This window comes from Nocardiopsis sp. LDBS1602, assembly GCF_035818715.1.
In the GTDB taxonomy this organism is placed as follows: Bacteria; Actinomycetota; Actinomycetes; order Streptosporangiales; family Streptosporangiaceae; genus Nocardiopsis; species Nocardiopsis alba.
The window spans coordinates 146,218-164,072 of record NZ_JAYLVW010000002.1 but is presented as its reverse complement, the minus strand read 5'-3'; the positions used below and the strand labels follow the sequence as shown (position 1 = coordinate 164,072).

The following is a 17,855-nucleotide window of genomic DNA, read 5'->3' as shown; positions in this document are numbered from 1 at the left end:
GGCGCCAACGGTTCATACGGGGAGGTTGATGAGCCCAACACGCAGTTTCTCCAAGAGTCGACGGTCATCGGCCGGGGACGCGAACCCCGACGCCGCGCGCTTCGCGGGACGGTCGGCGGAACGGATCGCGATGTACCCCTGGTCGACGAGGTCTGCCAGCAGGATCGTGACCGCCCCCAACGGGATCCCCAGCCGCGCGCCGAGCTCGGCCGGGGCGATCGGACGGTCACAGATCCGCACGATGTCGGCCTGTTCCAGGGACAACCCCGAGGTGTCGGCGCGTTCGGTCACCACCAGGGCGAAGGGATCCAGCCGAAGTGTGGTGCCGCTGCGCCCACCGACCACCATGAACAGGCCGTCGGGCACGTCGGGATCTATCACGGGGCCCCCGCCTCGTCGACGTGACGGCTGGGCGTGGCGAGCTGTTCGGGAAGACGTTCCACCAGACGTCCCATCTCCGTGGCGACCACTCCCAGGTCGGCCGAGGGGCTCGACAGGTCGGCGAGCACCGCCAGGGCCGACCCCGAACCGGCGCCCATCACCAGCAGGTGGTGCGGGTCCAGATCCACCGCGACGGTGCGGACCGGGTCCTCGATGCCGAACACCGCGTTGACCTGCCCGCCCGTGGCGAGAAGCCCACAGGCGGAGGCGGCCAGACCGTCGGCCTCGTCACGCTCCAGAGTGCTGTCGGCGGAACGGACCAGACCGTCGGTGGACAGCAGGAGCACGTGGCGCACCCCGGGCAGCTCGCGCAGTTTGTCCATGAGCCAGGTCAGGTTGGTCTGCATTCAGGAGTCCTCACGATTCTCTGCGACGGGTTTCGAGGTCGGCCGTGTGTGGGCGTGCCACTGGGCGATGCGAAGACTGGTGGCCGCGCGGTCCTTCGGCGGCTCGACGGTTCTGGGGGCGGCCGTCTCCTCGGGGAGGGTCGCGCCACGACGTCGTCTGGGCAGGTATCGGGGGCGTTCCTCGTCGTCCTCGGCGTCGTCGGCGGGGAGTGACGAGTCCTGGAGCGCGGCGAGCGGGGCGCCGACGGGGGTCGGGACCCTGGACGAGGGCACCGCGGTGAGGGTGCCCGTCGAGAGGGCCGGGGCGCTCGCCCCCACGGCCGCCTCATCGGTGCGCAGCAGACCCTTGCGCGGGATCCACACGGTCGCCCTCGTGCCGCCGCGCGGCGACGGGGAGAGGTCCACCCGGATGTCCAGCGGGTCGGCGGCCCTGCGGACCACGAGCAGACCGAGCTGGTTGGCGGACAGTTCGGCGATGTCCGGAGGACGGTTCGGGTCGAGGCGACGGCGCACCTCGGCGAGCTGCTCCTCGGTCATGGCCAGGCCGCTGTCGTCGATGTGCACGCCGAGCCGCATCGCGGTGTTCTCGAAGTGCACCACCACGGCCTCGGAGGGCGCGGAGAAGGAGGTGGCGTTGTCGACCAGTTCGGCCAGGATCTGGATGATCGAGTTGACGGCCCGCCCCTCGACCACGATCGGGGTGTTGGGCATGTGCATCTGGACCCGGGCGAACTCGGGGACACTGCCGACCGCCGCGCGCACCAGACGCTCGATGCGCAGAGGCTGGGTCCAGTTACGGCCGATCCGGTCGGCCTCGGCCACGGTGAGCAGACGCTGGATGAGCATCTCCAGACGGGAGAGACCGGCCTCCATCACCATGAAGTCCTCGCGCACCTGCTCCCCCGTGCCGTGGGAGTCGAGGGTCCTCCAATAACGGCCGCTACGTTCCTGCACGTCGGCGCGGAGCTGGGAGACCCCGGCACGGGCTCGGGCCGCGCAGCCCTTGACCACGCTGAGAAGCCGCCGACGCTGCTGGTGCCCCCGCCAGAGGGTGTCGGTGACCGACTCGATGAGAGGTCGGGCGAGCGGGTCGGTGCCCTCCGAGCCGTCGAGCTCGGCCATGACCGTCTGGGCCGAGGCGCCCTCCCGGATCCGCTTGGTCACCAGGGGGAACACGTCCTCGGTCACGACCTTGCCGACGTTGTCGCGTCGGGACAGCTCCGCCCGCAACCGGTCGGCCCGCGCCTCGGCGTGGGCGGCGACCGAACGCGCCTCCTGGATCAGCCGCTCGTCGCGGAGCGCCGCCTCCGCGGCCTCCCGACGGGCCCGGCGTTCACGAAGGAGCGAGCGGACCGCCACGACCGAGAGCACGAGGGTGCTCACCGCCAGAACCCACGTCCAGATCTGTGCGGGGTCGGGTTCCACTGGAACCGTTGTGTCTGTCAACAACATGCGCTGGTCGTTTCACGTCGAGGACCGGCCGGGGGAGGACGTCGAAGGACCCTGGGGCGTCGGTCCGGGGCGGGGAAGGGTCCGGGCGGAGGGGCGGGAAGGGGTCGGTGCGGTCGATCAGGGGTGATTCCCGGGCGAGGACGCCTACGGCTGGTCATTTTGCCACCGTGGAGACCACCTCAAACGGGAGAAGGATCTCCCGAGGGCGTTTTCAACCCTTGTTCCCCCAACGCGGGACGGCATTCTCACTGTTCACAGCAGTCCCATACTGCTCATGAGCGCAGTGGAACTTCCTGAAAATTCTTGGCGAGGCTCTCCGAGCCCGCGATAGGAAAGTCTGATTCGTCTTGTTCAAGAAGAATCGACACCGCCTCCTCTTCAAAGGACGCGACCAGAGGCCCACGGGCCCCGTGGGAGGGCCTCGGCCTCCTGTACACCGACCACCACGCTCTGTACGTTGGAGATCCGGAACCCGTCGATCACAGTCGAGGTGATCTCATGACCCGGACGACCTGCTGCGTGATCGGAGGAGGACCGGCCGGGATCGTGCTCGGCCTGCTCTTGGCCCGATGCGGCGTCGAAGTGACCGTGTTGGAGAAGCACCGCGACTTCCTTCGGGACTTCCGCGGCGACACCGTGCACCCCTCGACCCTCCGTCTGCTGGACGAACTCGGCCTCTCCGAGGAGTTCTCGCGCCTGCCCCAACGACGGCTGGACCGCGCCCGGCTCCCGGTCGGCGTCGAGGACCGCTGGGTCACCCTGGCCGACTTCACCCAGCTGCCCGCCCCGTACGACCACATCGCGATGGTCCCCCAGTGGGACCTGCTCGACCTCCTGGCCGGGGCCGCGGCCGAAGAGCCCGGCTTCACCCTGCGCATGAACACCGAGGCGACCTCCTTCATCGAGGAGGGCGGCCGGATCAACGGGGTGCGTTACCGGACCCGCGACGGGGAGACCGGCGAGATACGCGCGACCATCACCGTGGCCTGCGACGGCCGCGACTCCCTGGCGCGCGGGCTCTCCGGACTGGGCCTACGGGACTTCTCCGCACCGATGGACGTGCAGTGGTTCCGACTGCCCCGCCACGACGACGACCCCGACGGCGGCATCGGACGGATGAGCGAGGGGAGGTTCAGCCTCCTCATCGACCGGGGCGACTACTACCAGGCGGCGGCGATCATCCCCAAGGGCACCGACTCCCGGAACCGCTCGCACCCGCTGGAGGAGTTCAACGAGACCCTCGTGCGACAGTTCCCCTGGTTGGAGGGGCGCTCCCTGGTGGCCGACTGGGACGACGTGAAGCTGCTGGACGTACGCGTGGACCGGTTGCGCCGCTGGCACACCCCCGGCCTGCTGTGCATCGGCGACGCCGCGCACGCGATGTCGCCGGTGGGCGGGATCGGCATCAACCTGGCGATCCAGGACGCGGTCGCCACCGCCCGCCACCTCCAGGCACCGCTACGCCGCGGCCGGGTCACCAGGGACGACGTGGCGGCGGTCCAGCGACGGCGACAGCCCGTCACGGTCCTGGTGCAGGGCTTCCAGCGCGTGGCGCACCGCAGGGTGATCCTGCCCGCGCTGGAAGGACGCCTCGACCTGCGTTCGACGGAACCGCCCGCTCCGTTGCGCGTGGTCGAACACCTGCCCTGGGCCCGCCGCGTTCCGGCCTACTTCCTCGGCTACGGGGCCCTTCGAGAACGCCCGCCCGCGGCCGCGATGCGCTGACCCGCGCGGGGCCCGTCGTCCGCACGAAGACGCCGGACGACGGGCCCGTTCACGCGGCCGACTCGGAACGGAGCCCCTCCAGCTCCATCTCCATCTCCATCTCCATCTCCAACCACAGGGTTCGTACGCCCTTACGCGGATGGTCCGAGTGGCGCCACCGGCCGGTGCTCTTGGTGAGGAGGAGGATCAGCCCCGAGGACAACACCGGTCCGCTCCCGGCCCCTCCCGACCAGGGCAGCCGATAGTCCAGGCAGGTCAGTACGCATCTCCCTCTTCTGCGCATGCCCACCTTCCAGGGAACTCCCCCCGAGCCGGCCACCTCCTCGGCAACCCGACTCGTCAACCAGATCGAGTCCTCCCCTCCGGGCCCCAGTTTCTCGGCCAGAAAACGTCTGACCTGCCGAGATGGATCGCCTCTCGGGTCGAGCCACCTCTCCACAGCACCCATGGAACACCCCCCGGTGTAGGTCACAGGTATCACATGAACAACATCGATGTAAACGTAAGAATCGAACATCGACCCTTCAGTATGTACTCTACAAGTCTTCTACCTGCCAACATGTGGAAAACGTTGAAACCTCAAGAGAACTATGCTTCTCTAATCATCAGTTACCCTCCACGCCTGGAAAGGAAAGAGACCATGCAGGTGAAGCAGATTAGAGGCTGCGAAAACGGGGGCTTCCCCAAGGTGTTCCGCACCGACAAGGGGACATTCCTCGTGCAAGGCGCTACGGTTGACTCGATGCCCACTCCCGAGCATGAAACGGTCATCGAGGTGCCCGCGGAGATCCTGCGGGGTCTGTGATCCCCTGGCTCTCGGGAGGGGCGGGGCCCGTCTGGCCATCATGCCCAGGACGGAGGCGGGCCCCCACCTGGACGCATAGCGGAGAGCAGACAGAACTCAATGGGTGAGTACCGGAGGAAGCGGCAAAGGCAATTCGGGCAAGAACTGAAGAATCTGCGCAGTGAAGCAGGCATGAGCGGCCGAGAGGCGGCCGAACTGGCGGGCACCGACCAGTCCACCATCTCGCGCGTCGAGAACGGCCACATCCGACCGTCGCACGAGCTCCTCACCCGCCTGCTCACCACCTACGGGGCGACCGCGGCGATCAAGGAGGGCCTGGCGTCGGAGCTCACCGAGCTCGACGTCGGCGTCAGTAGCTGGCGGTGGTTGGAAGAGCGCAAAGGCCCGCGCCAGATCTACGTTCGCGATCTCGAACGCGAGGCGCTCAGGCGTCGCGGCTATCACTTGGACGTGATCCCCGGCCTGTTGCAGACGGCCGCCTACGCCGAAGAGGTGATCCGGGCCAGTCCCACGATCACCCCGGAACAGGTGTCCGAGGGCATCGCCCTGCGGATGGAACGACAGAACATCCTCTTCGAGAAACAGCGGAGCTTCAGCTTCGTCATCACCGAATACGCGCTACGCCGCCCGTTCGGCACCTCGGAGACGATGCGGACCCAGTACGAACGTCTCCTGCACCTGGGCACCTACCCCACCATCGGTCTCATGGTGATCCCGCTCTGGGTCCCGCACCCGGTCCTCCCGCACGGCTTCACCATCTTCGACGACTCCTACGTCTACATCGACACCGTCACCAAACCGGTGAACGTCATCGAGACACCCGAGGTCAAGTCCTACATCTCCATCTACGAGGACCTCGTCGAGACGGCCCTGCCCGAGACGGAGAGTCTGGAACTGATCGCCGCACTGGCCAAGGACACCGACTGAGCCGTATCCGAGGAGCGGCCCCGGCGGTGGCCGGGGCCGCGAGCGGCCCTACCGGACCCTCGCCGAGAAAGGACACGACCGCCACCGGCGATACGCGGGGCGCGGCCCGTACAAAGGCCGGGCATGAGAAGAGCCGACGAGGGGACTTGAACCCCTAACCTATCGCTTACAAGGCGATTGCTCTGCCAATTGAGCTACGTCGGCCGACAGCCGAAGCCCTGTGGCTCCGGAGTGTCCACCCGAATGGTACCGGCTCCGACGACGAGTGTCCTACTCGGCCTCGTTCCGCCGCCGATCACCGAGGGCGCGTCGGCCCGGATCGTGCGACACGAGCCGGGCCGGTTCGATCTCTAGGCCTTGCCGCCACGGTGACGGGCGACCTCGTAGAGGGACACACCCGCGGCCACGGAGGCGTTCAGGGACTCCGCGCCGCTGATCGGGATGCTCGCGATCACGTCGCAGGTCTCCCGCACCAGTCGGGACAGCCCCTTGCCCTCGGCGCCGACCACGATCACCAGAGGCCCGGTGGCCAGGTCCAGGTCGGGAAGCTGGATGTCGCCATCGGCGTCCAGACCGGCGACGAACAGCCCGGCCTTCTTGTAGGCCTCCAGGGCACGCGTGAGGTTGGTGGCCTGGGCGACGGGCAGCCTGGCCAGGGTGCCCGCGGAGGTCTTCCACGCGGTCATGGTCACACCGGCGGCGCGACGCTCCGGAATGAGCAGGCCGTGCGCGCCGAAGGCCGCGGCGGAGCGGGCGATGGCGCCCAGGTTGTGCGGGTCGGTGACCCCGTCCAGGGCGACGATCAGCGGCGGGGTGTCGGACTCCAGCGCCCGGTCGAGCAGCCCCTCGGCCGCCCAGTACTGGTAGGGCCGCACCTGGAGCACGATGCCCTGGTGGGCGGCGCCGGGCAGACCGTTGCTCTCACAGCGACGGTCCAGCTCGGTGCGGGTCACCTCCTGCACGTCGACGCCCTGGGCGCCCGCCATCTTGGCGGCCTCGTTGACGCGGTCGTCCGGGTCGAGGCTGTTGGACAGGAAGAGGCGGGTGGCCGGCATGCCGGCGCGCAGCGCCTCCACGACCGGGTTGCGTCCGATCAGCAGGTCGGAGTTGTCCGGGCGGTTGGGCGAACGCTCCTGCTGACGCCCGCTCCCGCGGCCCTCGCCGCCGGCGGGACGCTTGGCGGCCTTGTGCCGCTGCTTGCCCTCGTACCAGTGACGCTGCTCGGCGGGCAGGGTACCGCTCTTGGGTTCGAGTGAACGCCGGTTCTTACCGCCGCTGCCCTTGGTCGGGCCCTTCTTGCTCTTCTTCGCCGGCATGGTCGCCGCCTCCTGATACGTGTCGCGAGCATGCCGGAAGAACTCTTCCGGCCGATGGGTCGCCGTCTCGCCGATGGGCGGCGGCGCAAACCCCCAGCCTAATGGTCGCGTGCCACCGCACGCGTCGTTCGGGGCCGGGAGGTCGTCCCGGCCCCGTCCGTCGGCGCGATCAGCCGCGTCGCAGGTCCCAGCGGGGGCCCTGCGGGGTGTCCTCCACCACCACGCCGGCCTCGGTCAGCCGGTCGCGGATGGCGTCGGCCGCCGCGTAGTCCTTACGGCCCCGGGCCGCCTGGCGCTGTTCGAGGGCGACGGCGACGAGCGCGTCCACGACCTCGCGCAGCCCCTGGCCCTCGGAGGCCCACTGGTCGCTGAGCGGGTCCAGTCCGAGCACGCCCAGCATGACGCGCAGTTCGGAGGCCAGCTCCCGGACACGCTCCTTGCCACCGGCCGCCAGGGCGGTGTTGCCCTCGCGCACGTGGCCGTGGACCACCGCCAGGGCCTGAGAGACCCCGAGATCGTCGTCGAGCGCCTCGGCGAAGGCCTCGGGCACCTCGGCGGCGGGGGTGATCTCGCCCAGGACCTCGACCGCGCGGGTCAGGAAGCCCTCGATGCGCTGGTAGGCCGAGGCGGCCTCCTGGAGCGCGGCGTCGGAGTAGTCGATGGTGGAGCGGTAGTGCGCCTGACCGAGGTAGTAGCGCAGTTCGACCGGGCGGACCTTCTCCAACATCTGCGGGATGCGCAGCGAGTTGCCCAGGGACTTGCTCATCTTCTCGCCGCCGACGGCCAGCAGACCGTTGTGCAGCCAGTACCGGGCGAAGCCGTCGCCGGCGGCCCGGGACTGGGCCTGCTCGTTCTCGTGGTGCGGGAAGACCAGGTCCAGGCCGCCGCCGTGGATGTCGAAGCTGGGCCCCAGGTACTTGGTGGCCATGGCCGAGCACTCCAGGTGCCAGCCGGGGCGGCCGCGTCCCCACGGGGTCTCCCAGCTGGGCTCCCCCGGTTTGGCGCCCTTCCAGAGGGCGAAGTCGCGGGGATCGCGCTTGTCGCGTTCGCGGTCGGTGTCGGCGGCCTCCACGACCTGGTCCGGGCGCTGGTTGGACAGCTCCCCGTAGGCCGGGTAGGAGCCGACGTCGAAGTAGACGTCGCCGGAACCGTCGTCGGCGGGGTAGGCGTGCCCCGCGTCGATGAGGCGCCGCATCAGTTCGATCATCTCCGGCACGTGGCCGGTGGCGCGCGGCTCGACGGTGGGCGGCAGGCAGCCCAGGGCGTCGTAGGCGTGGGTGAAGGCGCGCTGGTTGCGCTCGCTCACCTGCCACCACGGGACGCCCTCCCGCGCCGCCGTGGCGATGATCTTGTCATCGATGTCGGTGACGTTGCGGCAGAAGGTGACCTCGTAGCCGAGGTGGGTCAGCCATCGGCGCAGGATGTCGAAGTTGACTCCGGAGCGGATGTGACCGATGTGCGGAGGAGCCTGCACCGTGGCACCGCACAGGTACAGGGAGGCACACCCTTCGCGGAGTGGGGAGAACTCGCGGACCTGTCGGGCACTGGTGTCATAGAAGCGCAGACTCACGCTGTCAAGACTAACCGCTTTCCCCTCACGAGCGCGTCACAAACCTGGAACACCGATCGACCCCGATCCGCTCTGGACAGCCCCGAGCCCCCATATATGCCGAACCGTATCCGGCCCGCTCGGATGTGAGATGCCACCCGCGTCCAAGGCGACTTCCCCTCGACTCGACTCACCACCCACTGCCAATGACTCCATAACAGGACAGAACACCCCTCCTTCCGGAGGTCGGGAAGCAGCCGGAATCGGCCGGAATCTCGTGTTAGTGCCACCGCCTGGACTACGCTGCGGTGACGATGGCCCCTTACAACAACGCCCCCGAGACAGGGACACGTAACGGTCGGAGTGCGGGTCGCGGCACGGGAGCCGGTGCTCTCGTCGGTGGCGCGCTGTTCGTCAGTGTCATCGCCCTGTGCGCCCTCATCCTCGCCTACCAAGGCATCTACGCGTTCGCCGTGATCGTGCACGAGGACAGCCCGCTGGCCCACGTGTTCCCGGTGACCTTCACCCTGCTGGTCCTCATGGCCTTCTGGGTGAGCTACGTGCTGCGCACGGCACCGCCACGGGAACGCCTGTGGGTCGACCTCGGCGTGATCCCCGCGCTGATGCTGGCCGCCGCCGTGCCGATGATCCTCAACAACACGGGACGCGTCGACACCATCGCCGAGAACTCGCCCGGCGCGCTCCGCGTGGTGGTGGCCGTGGCCCCGTTGGCCGCGCTGTTGGTGGCGTTCCTGCTGTGGCTCGCCGTCCGCGCCCACATCCGACGGCGGAACCGCCGCTCCCGGCCCCGTCCGGTCCCCTCGGACGACCGCGCCACGGTCGTGCGCGGTACCTCCAGGCCGGAGCCCGCGAGGAAGGCCCCGCCCCTCAAGACCCGGCTGCTGGACCTGGGGCGGGAACCGGAACGGGACGAACCCGCGCCGACGGCCGCCGAGTCCGACGAGGAGAGCCGCTCGCGGATCTCGCCTCCGCCCGTGATCGAGTCCACCGAGCCCGCTCGGAAGGACGTGCCGGAGGAGCGCGAGCCGGACACGTCCGAGAGCGTCGACTCCGAGGCTCCCACCGAGCCGATCCCGGCCCCGGAGCCCGCCGAGGGCGGGCGACCGGCCGAGACCGTCGCCGACACCGAGCCCCTCGCCCCGGTCCGGGCCGAGACCCCGGTCGAGAAGACCGCTCCCGCTGAGGACGAGGAACGGGCCGGCGCACCCATGGTCCCCCTGCCCCGCCGCTCCCGCACGGGCGACAACCCGATCAAGCGGGCCGCCGAGGAGCCTCCGGTCGTGCCGGGGGCCGCCGCTCCCCCTCCGGAACCGATCGGGAACGAGAGCGTGCCCGCGCCCCGCGCGGCGGCCGAGCCCGAACCGGAGGAACGGGTCGAGGACGACCGGGACGTCCCGGTGTTCGACGACCGTCTCGACGAGGGGTTCGCCCACGAACCCGAGGTCGGCGACCCCGTCTCGGACGAGGCCGAGGCGCCTCCGCTCGCGCCGGTGGCGGCCGAACCGGAGCCCGCCGAGTGGGAGGCCCCCGTCGCGGAGGAGGGTTCCGAGGTCGAGGAGCGTCCGGAGTCGACGGACGAGGTCGAGTCGGTCACGCCCTCGGACGCGGCCGACCCCGAGGACGACGAGCCGCTGTGGGAGCCCCCGTCCGCCGAAGGACCGGGGTCGATCCTGGCCGACTACGTCCCTCCGGTCTGGACGCCGCCCGAGGACGGCTCCTCCGCCACGGAGGACGACGACGTCGTTCCGCCGGTCGAGCCCCTGGGGCGGGTCGAGGACCCGAACGTCCCTCTCACCCTGGACCACGACACCGGTCCCACGGTGCGCGCCGCCTTCCGCCTCGGGGCCAAGCGGCCGGAGCCGGAGGAGGACCCGGAGCCGGAGCGGACCTCGGAGACATCGAGCGGGCCCGCCGAAGCCGAACCGGCGGAGCGGGCTCGGGAACCCGAGCCCGAGCGGGAAGAACCCCCCGCTCCGGAGCCGGAGCCCCGACCCGCCCCGAGAACCGCCTCCGAGCCCGCCGTGCCGGTCCGTAAGCGACCCATGGTGCTCAAACCGCCGCGGCCGCCCATGCCGGACTTCGCCTCGGGTCCCCCGTCCCGACGGGTGCGCAGTGAGCCGTTGCCGCCCGAGGACCACTGATCGCCTCTTCGGCCCCGGAGCCCGCCACAGGGCGCCGGGGCCGACGTGTGTCCGCTCCCCCCCGCGACCCGAAGGGGGAACACCTCGTGGCCCTCGCGGCGGGCCGGCGCGACGGCGACCCCCTCACCTCGTCCACAGCCTGTGCACGAGCGCCCCGACCTCAGAGCCCCACCCCACGCGGCCAGGGGTTTCGGGCGTAGGCGGGGACTCTCAGTCCGTGGACCGGATACCGGGTCCGGACACACCGATGGGGGCCGTGCCGGGTGGGCACGGCCCCCATCGGAGACGATCGTCCGGTCAGTCCCTGGGCGCGCAGAGGGCGGTCGCGACCGCCGCGATGCCCTCGCCGCGGCCGGTGAGGCCCAGACCGTCGGTGGTGGTCGCGGAGATGCTCACGGGAGCCCCCACGACCTCGGAGAGCGTCTTCTCCGCCTCGTCACGCCTGGGCGTGAACCGGGGACGATTACTGATGATCTGCACGGCCACGTTGCCGATCTCGAAACCGGCCGCGTGCACACGCGCGACGGTCTCGGTGAGCAGGGCCGCGCCCGAGGCGCCCTTCCACCGGGGATCGGAGGTGCCGAAGTTGGTCCCGAGGTCTCCGAGTCCGCACGCGGACAGCAAAGCGTCACAGGCCGCGTGGGCCGCGACATCACCATCGGAATGGCCGCTGACACCGTCTTCTCCCGGCCATTCCAGACCGGCGAGAAAAAGTGTTCTTCCAGGAGAAAACGGGTGGACGTCCGTTCCGACGCCCACCCGAGGCATTTTCGTCATGAATTACGTGATTCCGCGAGTATCAGTTCGTCAGAACCTCGTCGAGGAGGGCTTCCGCCTTGTCCTCGTTGGTCTTTTCCGCGAGCGCGAGTTCGCTGACGAGAATCTGCCGCGCCTTGGCGAGCATCCGCTTCTCGCCGGCGGACAGACCGCGCTCCTTGTCCCGGCGCCACAGGTCGCGAACCACCTCGGCGACCTTGTTGACGTCGCCCGATGCCAGCTTCTCCAGGTTCGCCTTGTAGCGCCTGGACCAGTTGGTGGGCTCTTCGGTGTGCGGCGCGCGCAGCACCTCGAAGACCTTGTCCAGGCCTTCCTGCCCCACCACGTCACGAACGCCGACCTCCTCGGCGTTCGCGGCCGGCACGCGCACCGTCAGATCGCCTTTGTCAACCCTCAGAACGAGATAGGTCTTCTCCTCGCCCTTAATGGCGCGAGTCTCGATCGCTTCAATACGAGCAGCCCCATGATGGGGGTAGACAACAGTGTCGCCGACCTTGAAAGCCATGTGACAGGTACCCCTTCCGCTACCACAAGGATACCATGAATCTGTGACTTAACGTACCTATTAGCTTTGCGAACATGCAGGTCAAGCCACACTTTTCAGGGCTTGACAAAGTGTACCCGAGGAGTCTCCGAGACCTGGTCAGAGCACTTCCGAGAGGGCCGGAACCCCCTCTGTTCAGCCGGATCGTGACGAAGCGGAGATAGTCTTCGGATAGGGTTCGCCCTCCCTCCGGACACCCCCCGCGAGGCCCCATCGCGATCTACGTCACGATTTCGGACGGGGGTGACCCTCCATTGACCCGGCCGGATCTCCCGGGCGTGTCCCACCGCGCCCCACACCCCCACCACGCTCTCGTCGATCCGCCCTCCCGGGCCGCTCCGAGAACACCGAGGGCCCCGGAACCCGAAGGTCCCAGGGCCCATCGACGCACCCGCGGTCAGGCCTCGGGTTCGTAATCTTCGCGTTTCTCTCCGGTCACCATGTAGACCAGGTTGTCGGCTACGTGCACGGCGTGGTCACCGAAGCGTTCGTAGAACCGACCGACGAGGGTGACGTCCATGGTCGCCTCCACCCCGTACTCCCACTCCGGGGCGAGGATGCGCTGCAACAACTTGCGACGCAACCGGTCCATCCGGTCGTCGTCCTTGTCGAGTTCGAGGGCGGTGTCGGGGTCCTTCTCGGTGATGACCTCGCCGGCCTTGGTGACGAGCAGCTCCGCCTGGTGTCCCATCTCCAGGACGATCGAACGGACCGGCTTGGGGATGGCCGAGTCGGGGTGACGGCGCCGGGCGATCTTGGCGAGGTGGACCGCGTGGTCCCCCATCCGCTCCAGGTCACCGCGCATGTAGAGGGCCGTGATGATCGTGCGCAGGTCGGAGGCGACCGGCTGCTGTCGGGCCATCAGACTGAAGGCGGTGTCCTCGATCTCCTGGTCCAGGCGGTTGATCGCCTCGTCACCGGAGATCACCTCCTGCGCCGCCGTCAGATCGCTGTCCAGCAGGGCGGTCGTGGCACGCGCGATGGCGTGCCTGGCGAGCCTGGTCATCTCGACGAGGCGTTCGCCCAGGCTGTCGAGGTCCTCATGGTACGTATCGCGCATGTCCCCCATGTTCGCAGTGCCGATCTGAAGGATCGGCCAAGAATCGGTGAACGATGGAAGAACCTCGGTTGTGTCACATGCCCTGACCGGGTAAAGCCCCAGTCGGCACGTTTACGATCGAATCGTGCAAGGGGAACTTCTCGCCGCCGTGACCGGCATCATCGGACTCGTCCTGGGCATCGTCATCGGTGCCGCGGTCGCCGGTCCGCTCTTCCGTACGCGATCCGGACGCCTGGAGCCGAGCCCCTCCCAGGAGGGGGGCGCGCTCCCGCCCGGTATCGCCGAGGTGCTCTCAGCGCTTCCCTCCTCCGCCGTGGTCCTGGACTCCGGCGACAAGGTGTTGCGCGCCTCCTCGGCCGCGCGGGCCTTCGGGCTCGTACGCGGTGAGGAGCTGGTCATCGGCGAACTCCTCTCGCTGGCCCGCAAGGTCCGGCGGGACGGGGTCATCCGCGAGACCGACATCGAGGTGGCCGTCCGCAAGTTCGGCCCCGACGCCACGTCCTTCGCCGTAAGGGTCGCTCCACTCGGCGGGACCGGGTTGGTGCTGGTCCTGGCCGAGGACCAGACGGAGCATCGAAGGGTCGAGGCGGTCCGCCGCGACTTCGTGGCCAACATCTCACACGAGTTGAAGACCCCCGTGGGGGCGTTGTCCCTGCTCGCGGAGACCGTGCAGGACGCCAGCGACGACCCGGAGGCGGTCCGTCGGTTCACCGCGCGCATGCAGACCGAGGCCACCCGGTTGACCGCGGTCATCCAGGACCTCATCACGCTCTCCCGCATCCAGGGCGCCGAGCCCATCGCGGAACCGGCGCCCGTGGACCTGGAGGCGGTCGTCGAAGAGGCGATCGACGCGGTGCGCATGCCGGCCGACGCCAAGGGGATCGAGCTGGTGGGCAGCGGCGCCGAGGGGCTGACCGTGCTCGGCGACGAGGCGATGCTGGGCACCGCCCTGCGCAACCTCATCACCAACGCCGTCGCCTACAGTCCGAAGAACACCCGTGTGGCGGTGTCCGTGGGCACCTCCCGGTCGAGCATCGACATCAGCGTCGCCGACCAGGGCATCGGCATCCCCCAGCAGGACCTGGAAAGGATCTTCGAGCGGTTCTACCGTGTGGACGCCGCTCGAAGCCGGGCCACCGGTGGTACCGGGCTGGGCCTGGCGATCGTCAAGCACATCATGACCCACCACCGTGGAGAAGTGACCGTGTGGAGCAAGGAGGGGTCGGGGTCGACGTTCACTCTACGTCTGCCCAGACCCGAGAGCCGGGAGATCGACGTGTCCCGGAACGACAACCACCAGGAGACGGCACAGTGACGCGCGTACTCGTAGTAGAGGACGAGGAGTCCTACAGCGACGCCCTGTCGTACATGCTGCGCAAGGAGGGTTTCGAGGTCGCGGTGGCTCCCACCGGCACCGTGGCCCTGGAGACCTTCGACCGGACCGGGGCCGACCTGGTACTGCTCGACCTCATGCTGCCGGGGCTCTCCGGCACGGAGGTCTGCCGGACCCTCCGGCAGAAGTCCAACGTCCCCGTCATCATGCTCACCGCCAAGGACTCCGAGATCGACAAGGTCGTCGGTCTGGAGCTGGGCGCCGACGACTACGTGACCAAGCCGTTCTCCTCCCGCGAGCTCGTGGCGCGCATCCGCGCGGTGCTGCGTCGTCGGGGCGAGGACGACGTCGTCCTTCCCGCCGCCCTGGAGGCCGGACCCGTCCGTATGGACGTGGAGCGGCACGTGGTGACGGTGCGCGGCGACAACGTACAGCTCCCGCTGAAGGAGTTCGAACTGCTGGAGGTGCTCCTCCGCAACGCGGGCCGGGTGCTCACCCGTATGCAGCTCATCGACCGCGTGTGGGGCGCCGACTACGTCGGGGACACCAAGACCCTCGACGTGCACGTCAAGCGCCTGCGCGCCAAGATCGAGGAGGACCCGAGCCACCCGCGCTACATCGTGACGGTGCGCGGCCTGGGGTACAAGTTCGAGCCGGTCACCGTCGAAGCGGAGTGACCCCCGGCCCGGGGCCCTCGGGTCTCCCGTGCCGCCGTCTCCCCGTCCTTCCTCTCTTTCCGGCCCGATCCCGGACGGTGACACCACCGTCCGGGATCTCTCATGTCCGCTCTTCTAGGCGTACCGTTCCACGGCGCGGGCCAGGACCTCGCAGGCCCGGCGCAGACCCGTGTAGGAGGCCGTCCCGTAGCCGATGACCAGCCCGTGCACGCTCGGCTCCGCGTGGCTGGAGCGGGAGGTGTCCTCGACCAGGACCCCCTCACGCGCGGCGGCGGCGACCACCGGCGCCACGGCCTCCTCCGGCAACGGCAGCAGGACGTGCAGACCCGCGGTGTCGCCGACCGGCCGGGGGCCCAGGTGTTCCACCAGCAGGGCTCTGCGGCGGGCGTACTCGCGTCTCATCCGCCGCAGGTGTCGGTCCAGGTCCCCACGTTCCAGCAGGAACGCCGTGGCGACCTGCACGGGCCCGCTGGTGCGGTCGGACAGCTCCGCCCGGGTCCGGGCCAGCCGGTCGGCCAGATCGGGTTCGGCGACGATCCAGCCGATGCCCAGGTCCGGGTCGAGGGTCTTGGACAAGGTGCCGAGAAGGACCACCCGTGCCGGATCGAGCCCGTACAGGGCGGGTAGAGGGGCGACGTCGTAGCGGAACTCGGCGTCGTAGTCGTCCTCCACCACCAGCGCCCCGGTGCGCTCGGCCCAGTTCAGAAGGCGTTCGCGGCGGGGAACCGGTAGTCGACCGCCGAGCGGGTACTGATGAGCGGGCGTGGTGTAGACGAGACCGAGATCGTCGGGGAGCTCCTCGGGGCGGATACCGTCACCGTCGACCGGGCAGGGGACGACGTGGTCCCCACGGGCGGCCAGGATGGAACGGGCCCGCCCGTAGCCGGGCTCCTCCACCCCCGCTCGAACGCCGGGCCCCAGAAGCGCCGCGACCAGGTCGAGGCCGTTGCCGGTACCCCGGGTGACCAGGATGTTCTCCGGTCCGATGTGGATCCCTCGGGACCGTCGCAGGTGTTCGGCCAGGAGTTCGCGCAGTCGTGGCAGACCACGGGGATCGGGGTCGTCGGAAGGGACCTGTTCGGCCGCGTGGCGCCAGGCCCGGCGCAGGGCGGCGCGATCGTGGTCGTGGACCCAGGGGGCACCGGCGCGCAGGTCCACCAGACCCTCGTTCCGGGCCTGTTCACGAGAGATCCGTCCACGGACCTCCGCGTTCGACGGGGCCGCCCGCTCCCGACGTTCGAGGTCGCGCCGGTGCCGCGCGCTCGAGAGCTCCCGCTCGGCCACGAAGGTGCCCGAGCCATGACGTCCTTCCAGCCACCCTTCCGCGTAGAGCTGCTGGTAGGCGTCGGTGACGACCGTACGGCTCACCCCGAGACGCGCGGCCAGCGCTCGGCTGGAGGGAAGACGTTCCCCCGGCCGCAACGCCTCGGAGACCATGGCCTCGCGCAGCCCCGACGCCAGTTGGGCGGTGAGCGGCTCGGCGGCCGACCGGTCCAGCCGGAGCACGGGGTCGACATCGGGACGGGACAAAGTGGTCCTCCGTTCCGGGTGGAAAGTGGCCATGGTCGGCACGTCCACTTCTTTCTACTTTGGAGCCATGCTCTCCACCACCGAACGCACGCGTCTTCGGCGTGCCAAGCACAAGGCCCGGACCGACCGCACCGAACTGTACGACCTGCTCGACGAGGGCCTGATCTGCCATCTGGGCGTCGTCGTGGACGGCTCGCCCCGAGTGATCCCCACCGGATACGGACGTATCGACGACACCCTCTACCTGCACGGTTCGACCGGGGCCCGCTCTCTTCGGGAGGAGGGGGAGGTGTGCGTCACGGTGACCCTCCTGGACGGGATCGTGCTGGCCAGGTCGGCCTTCCACCACTCGATGAACCACCGCTCCGCGATGATCTTCGGAACACCGCGCGTGGTCACCGACCCCGAGGAGCACGAGGCCGCGCTCCGCGCGATCACCGAACACCTCGCCCCCGGACAGTGGGACACGGTGCGTCTTCCCGACGCCAAGGAGACGGCCGCGACCCGGGTGCTGGCGCTGTCCCTGGAGGAGGCCTCGGTGAAGGTGCGCACGGGCCCGCCCGGCGACGACCCGGAGGACCACGCCCTCCCGATCTGGGCCGGTGTGCTCCCGACACGTATGGTCTTCGACCCGCCGATCACCGACCCCGACCTGGCCCACGACCTGCCCGTTCCCGAGCACGTGGCGGCGCGCGTCACCCTTGGGCACCGGACGGTCTGACACGGGGCCCTCGCCCCGGTTCAGACCTCCAAGAGGACGGTGAAGGGCCCCTCGTTGGTCAGACCGACGGACATCCGCGCCCCGAACACACCTGTGGCCACCTCCGCCCCCAGGTCGCGCAGTTCCTTGACGACGGCGTCGACGAGGGGCTCCGCGACCGGGCCCGGTGCGGCCGCCTGCCAGGTGGGGCGGCGACCCTTCCGGGCGTCCCCGTAGAGGGTGAACTGGCTGACCACCAGGATCGGGGCCCCGATGTCGGAGCAGGACCGTTCCTCCTCCAGGATCCGCAGCGTCCAGAGCTTGCGGGCGATCTTGGCGGCCTCGGCCCCGGTGTCGGTATGGGTGGCCCCCACCAGGGCCATGAGGCCCGGACGGGTGATCTCCCCGACCACCTCGCCGTCCACCGTCACCGACGCGTGCGACACCCGCTGCACGACCGCGCGCATGGGCTCCCCCGTTCCTCTCGGATCCTCTCGTCCCGGCCGGGAC

At 69.6% G+C, this 17,855-nt stretch carries 18 protein-coding genes and 1 tRNA gene; 7 read left to right on the top strand and 12 right to left on the bottom strand.

Annotated elements, in window-relative coordinates; translation table 11 throughout:
* Window positions 1-12 precede the first annotated feature (12 nt).
* The 3 genes from U9J66_RS08820 to U9J66_RS08810 are packed head-to-tail and all read right to left on the bottom strand — an operon-like array spanning window position 13 to window position 2,213.
* The gene (locus U9J66_RS08820) at window positions 13-381 is read right to left on the bottom strand and encodes a DUF742 domain-containing protein (RefSeq protein ID WP_014911206.1); all 369 of its coding nucleotides are present in this window, start codon (window positions 379-381) and stop codon (window positions 13-15) included.
* Window positions 378-788 carry a roadblock/LC7 domain-containing protein gene (locus tag U9J66_RS08815; protein WP_017533150.1) on the bottom strand — a complete coding sequence of 137 codons (411 nt, stop codon included), beginning with the start codon at window positions 786-788 and terminating at the stop codon, window positions 378-380. Before U9J66_RS08815 ends, U9J66_RS08820 begins: the two co-directional genes overlap by 4 nt.
* Window positions 789-2,213: a sensor histidine kinase gene (locus tag U9J66_RS08810; RefSeq protein ID WP_326337461.1), complete on the bottom strand. Its 1,425-nt coding sequence runs from the start codon at window positions 2,211-2,213 to the stop codon at window positions 789-791.
* A 525-nt stretch (window positions 2,214-2,738) separates the two neighbouring features.
* Here U9J66_RS08810 and U9J66_RS08805 point away from each other — a divergent pair.
* On the top strand, window positions 2,739-3,965 hold the full coding sequence (locus tag U9J66_RS08805; protein ID WP_041561740.1) for an FAD-dependent oxidoreductase: 1,227 nt from the start codon (window positions 2,739-2,741) through the stop codon (window positions 3,963-3,965).
* Window positions 3,966-4,014: 49 nt separating this feature from the next.
* Here the strand turns inward: U9J66_RS08805 and U9J66_RS08800 are convergent, their stop codons facing one another.
* Window positions 4,015-4,308, bottom strand: coding sequence for a hypothetical protein (locus U9J66_RS08800; RefSeq protein WP_326337460.1), 294 nt, complete (start codon window positions 4,306-4,308; stop codon window positions 4,015-4,017).
* Window positions 4,309-4,446: 138 nt separating this feature from the next.
* On the opposite strand from U9J66_RS08800, the gene U9J66_RS08795 reads away from it, so the two are divergent.
* Entirely contained in the window at window positions 4,447-4,770 is a 324-nt protein-coding gene (locus U9J66_RS08795; protein ID WP_326337459.1) for a hypothetical protein, read from the top strand.
* 99 nt (window positions 4,771-4,869) lie between these two features.
* Window positions 4,870-5,697: a helix-turn-helix domain-containing protein gene (locus tag U9J66_RS08790; RefSeq protein ID WP_267880663.1), complete on the top strand. Its 828-nt coding sequence runs from the start codon at window positions 4,870-4,872 to the stop codon at window positions 5,695-5,697.
* Between the two features lie 131 nt (window positions 5,698-5,828).
* Here the strand turns inward: U9J66_RS08790 and U9J66_RS08785 are convergent.
* The 3 genes from U9J66_RS08785 to cysS form a co-directional block, all read right to left on the bottom strand.
* Window positions 5,829-5,901: transfer RNA gene (locus tag U9J66_RS08785), tRNA-Thr, on the bottom strand.
* A 146-nt stretch (window positions 5,902-6,047) separates the two neighbouring features.
* Entirely contained in the window at window positions 6,048-7,013 is a 966-nt protein-coding gene (rlmB, locus tag U9J66_RS08780; RefSeq protein WP_017533145.1) for a 23S rRNA (guanosine(2251)-2'-O)-methyltransferase RlmB, read from the bottom strand.
* 169 nt (window positions 7,014-7,182) lie between these two features.
* Complete coding sequence (gene cysS / locus U9J66_RS08775; RefSeq protein ID WP_014908988.1) at window positions 7,183-8,583, bottom strand: cysteine--tRNA ligase; 1,401 nt, start codon at window positions 8,581-8,583, stop codon at window positions 7,183-7,185.
* A gap of 293 nt (window positions 8,584-8,876) precedes the next feature.
* On the opposite strand from cysS, the gene U9J66_RS08770 reads away from it, so the two are divergent.
* Complete coding sequence (locus tag U9J66_RS08770; protein WP_326337458.1) at window positions 8,877-10,724, top strand: DUF2637 domain-containing protein; 1,848 nt, start codon at window positions 8,877-8,879, stop codon at window positions 10,722-10,724.
* A gap of 297 nt (window positions 10,725-11,021) precedes the next feature.
* Here the strand turns inward: U9J66_RS08770 and ispF are convergent, their stop codons facing one another.
* The 3 genes from ispF to phoU form a co-directional block, all read right to left on the bottom strand.
* Window positions 11,022-11,492, bottom strand: a complete 471-nt coding sequence (gene ispF, locus U9J66_RS08765) for a 2-C-methyl-D-erythritol 2,4-cyclodiphosphate synthase (protein ID WP_187294578.1) — start codon at window positions 11,490-11,492, stop codon at window positions 11,022-11,024.
* Window positions 11,493-11,523: 31 nt separating this feature from the next.
* Window positions 11,524-12,006 carry a CarD family transcriptional regulator gene (locus tag U9J66_RS08760; protein ID WP_014910398.1) on the bottom strand — a complete coding sequence of 161 codons (483 nt, stop codon included), beginning with the start codon at window positions 12,004-12,006 and terminating at the stop codon, window positions 11,524-11,526.
* A 436-nt stretch (window positions 12,007-12,442) separates the two neighbouring features.
* Complete coding sequence (gene phoU / locus U9J66_RS08755; RefSeq protein WP_014912175.1) at window positions 12,443-13,105, bottom strand: phosphate signaling complex protein PhoU; 663 nt, start codon at window positions 13,103-13,105, stop codon at window positions 12,443-12,445.
* A 124-nt stretch (window positions 13,106-13,229) separates the two neighbouring features.
* On the opposite strand from phoU, the gene U9J66_RS08750 reads away from it, so the two are divergent.
* Both U9J66_RS08750 and U9J66_RS08745 read left to right on the top strand, forming a co-directional pair.
* The gene (locus tag U9J66_RS08750) at window positions 13,230-14,420 is read left to right on the top strand and encodes a sensor histidine kinase (RefSeq protein ID WP_014908148.1); all 1,191 of its coding nucleotides are present in this window, start codon (window positions 13,230-13,232) and stop codon (window positions 14,418-14,420) included.
* The gene (locus U9J66_RS08745) at window positions 14,417-15,115 is read left to right on the top strand and encodes a response regulator transcription factor (protein WP_014912466.1); all 699 of its coding nucleotides are present in this window, start codon (window positions 14,417-14,419) and stop codon (window positions 15,113-15,115) included. The genes U9J66_RS08750 and U9J66_RS08745 overlap by 4 nt, the downstream gene beginning before the upstream one ends.
* Window positions 15,116-15,229: 114 nt before the next feature.
* On the opposite strand, the gene pdxR is transcribed toward U9J66_RS08745, so the two are convergent.
* Complete coding sequence (gene pdxR / locus U9J66_RS08740) at window positions 15,230-16,678, bottom strand: MocR-like pyridoxine biosynthesis transcription factor PdxR (RefSeq protein WP_051067447.1); 1,449 nt, start codon at window positions 16,676-16,678, stop codon at window positions 15,230-15,232.
* Between the two features lie 34 nt (window positions 16,679-16,712).
* Between pdxR and U9J66_RS08735 the strand changes: the two genes are divergently transcribed.
* Complete coding sequence (locus tag U9J66_RS08735; RefSeq protein WP_017533143.1) at window positions 16,713-17,366, top strand: pyridoxamine 5'-phosphate oxidase family protein; 654 nt, start codon at window positions 16,713-16,715, stop codon at window positions 17,364-17,366.
* A gap of 20 nt (window positions 17,367-17,386) precedes the next feature.
* Here the strand turns inward: U9J66_RS08735 and dtd are convergent, their stop codons facing one another.
* Window positions 17,387-17,812, bottom strand: coding sequence for a D-aminoacyl-tRNA deacylase (gene dtd, locus U9J66_RS08730; protein WP_014911771.1), 426 nt, complete (start codon window positions 17,810-17,812; stop codon window positions 17,387-17,389).
* Between the last annotated feature and the right edge of the window lie 43 nt (window positions 17,813-17,855).

Bases quoted from the DNA above. Each gene is read 5' to 3' on its own strand.
- U9J66_RS08805 (WP_041561740.1), top strand. From the start codon at position 2,739: ATGACCCGGACGACCTGCTGCGTGATCGGAGGAGGACCGGCCGGGATC.
- U9J66_RS08770 (WP_326337458.1), top strand. From the start codon at position 8,877: ATGGCCCCTTACAACAACGCCCCCGAGACAGGGACACGTAACGGTCGG.
- pdxR (WP_051067447.1), bottom strand. From the start codon at position 16,678: ATGGCCACTTTCCACCCGGAACGGAGGACCACTTTGTCCCGTCCCGAT.
- rlmB (WP_017533145.1), bottom strand. From the start codon at position 7,013: ATGCCGGCGAAGAAGAGCAAGAAGGGCCCGACCAAGGGCAGCGGCGGT.
- phoU (WP_014912175.1), bottom strand. From the start codon at position 13,105: ATGCGCGATACGTACCATGAGGACCTCGACAGCCTGGGCGAACGCCTC.
- ispF (WP_187294578.1), bottom strand. From the start codon at position 11,492: ATGCCTCGGGTGGGCGTCGGAACGGACGTCCACCCGTTTTCTCCTGGA.
- dtd (WP_014911771.1), bottom strand. From the start codon at position 17,812: ATGCGCGCGGTCGTGCAGCGGGTGTCGCACGCGTCGGTGACGGTGGAC.
- U9J66_RS08760 (WP_014910398.1), bottom strand. From the start codon at position 12,006: ATGGCTTTCAAGGTCGGCGACACTGTTGTCTACCCCCATCATGGGGCT.
- U9J66_RS08795 (WP_326337459.1), top strand. From the start codon at position 4,447: ATGAACAACATCGATGTAAACGTAAGAATCGAACATCGACCCTTCAGT.
- U9J66_RS08790 (WP_267880663.1), top strand. From the start codon at position 4,870: ATGGGTGAGTACCGGAGGAAGCGGCAAAGGCAATTCGGGCAAGAACTG.
- U9J66_RS08815 (WP_017533150.1), bottom strand. From the start codon at position 788: ATGCAGACCAACCTGACCTGGCTCATGGACAAACTGCGCGAGCTGCCC.
- U9J66_RS08735 (WP_017533143.1), top strand. From the start codon at position 16,713: ATGCTCTCCACCACCGAACGCACGCGTCTTCGGCGTGCCAAGCACAAG.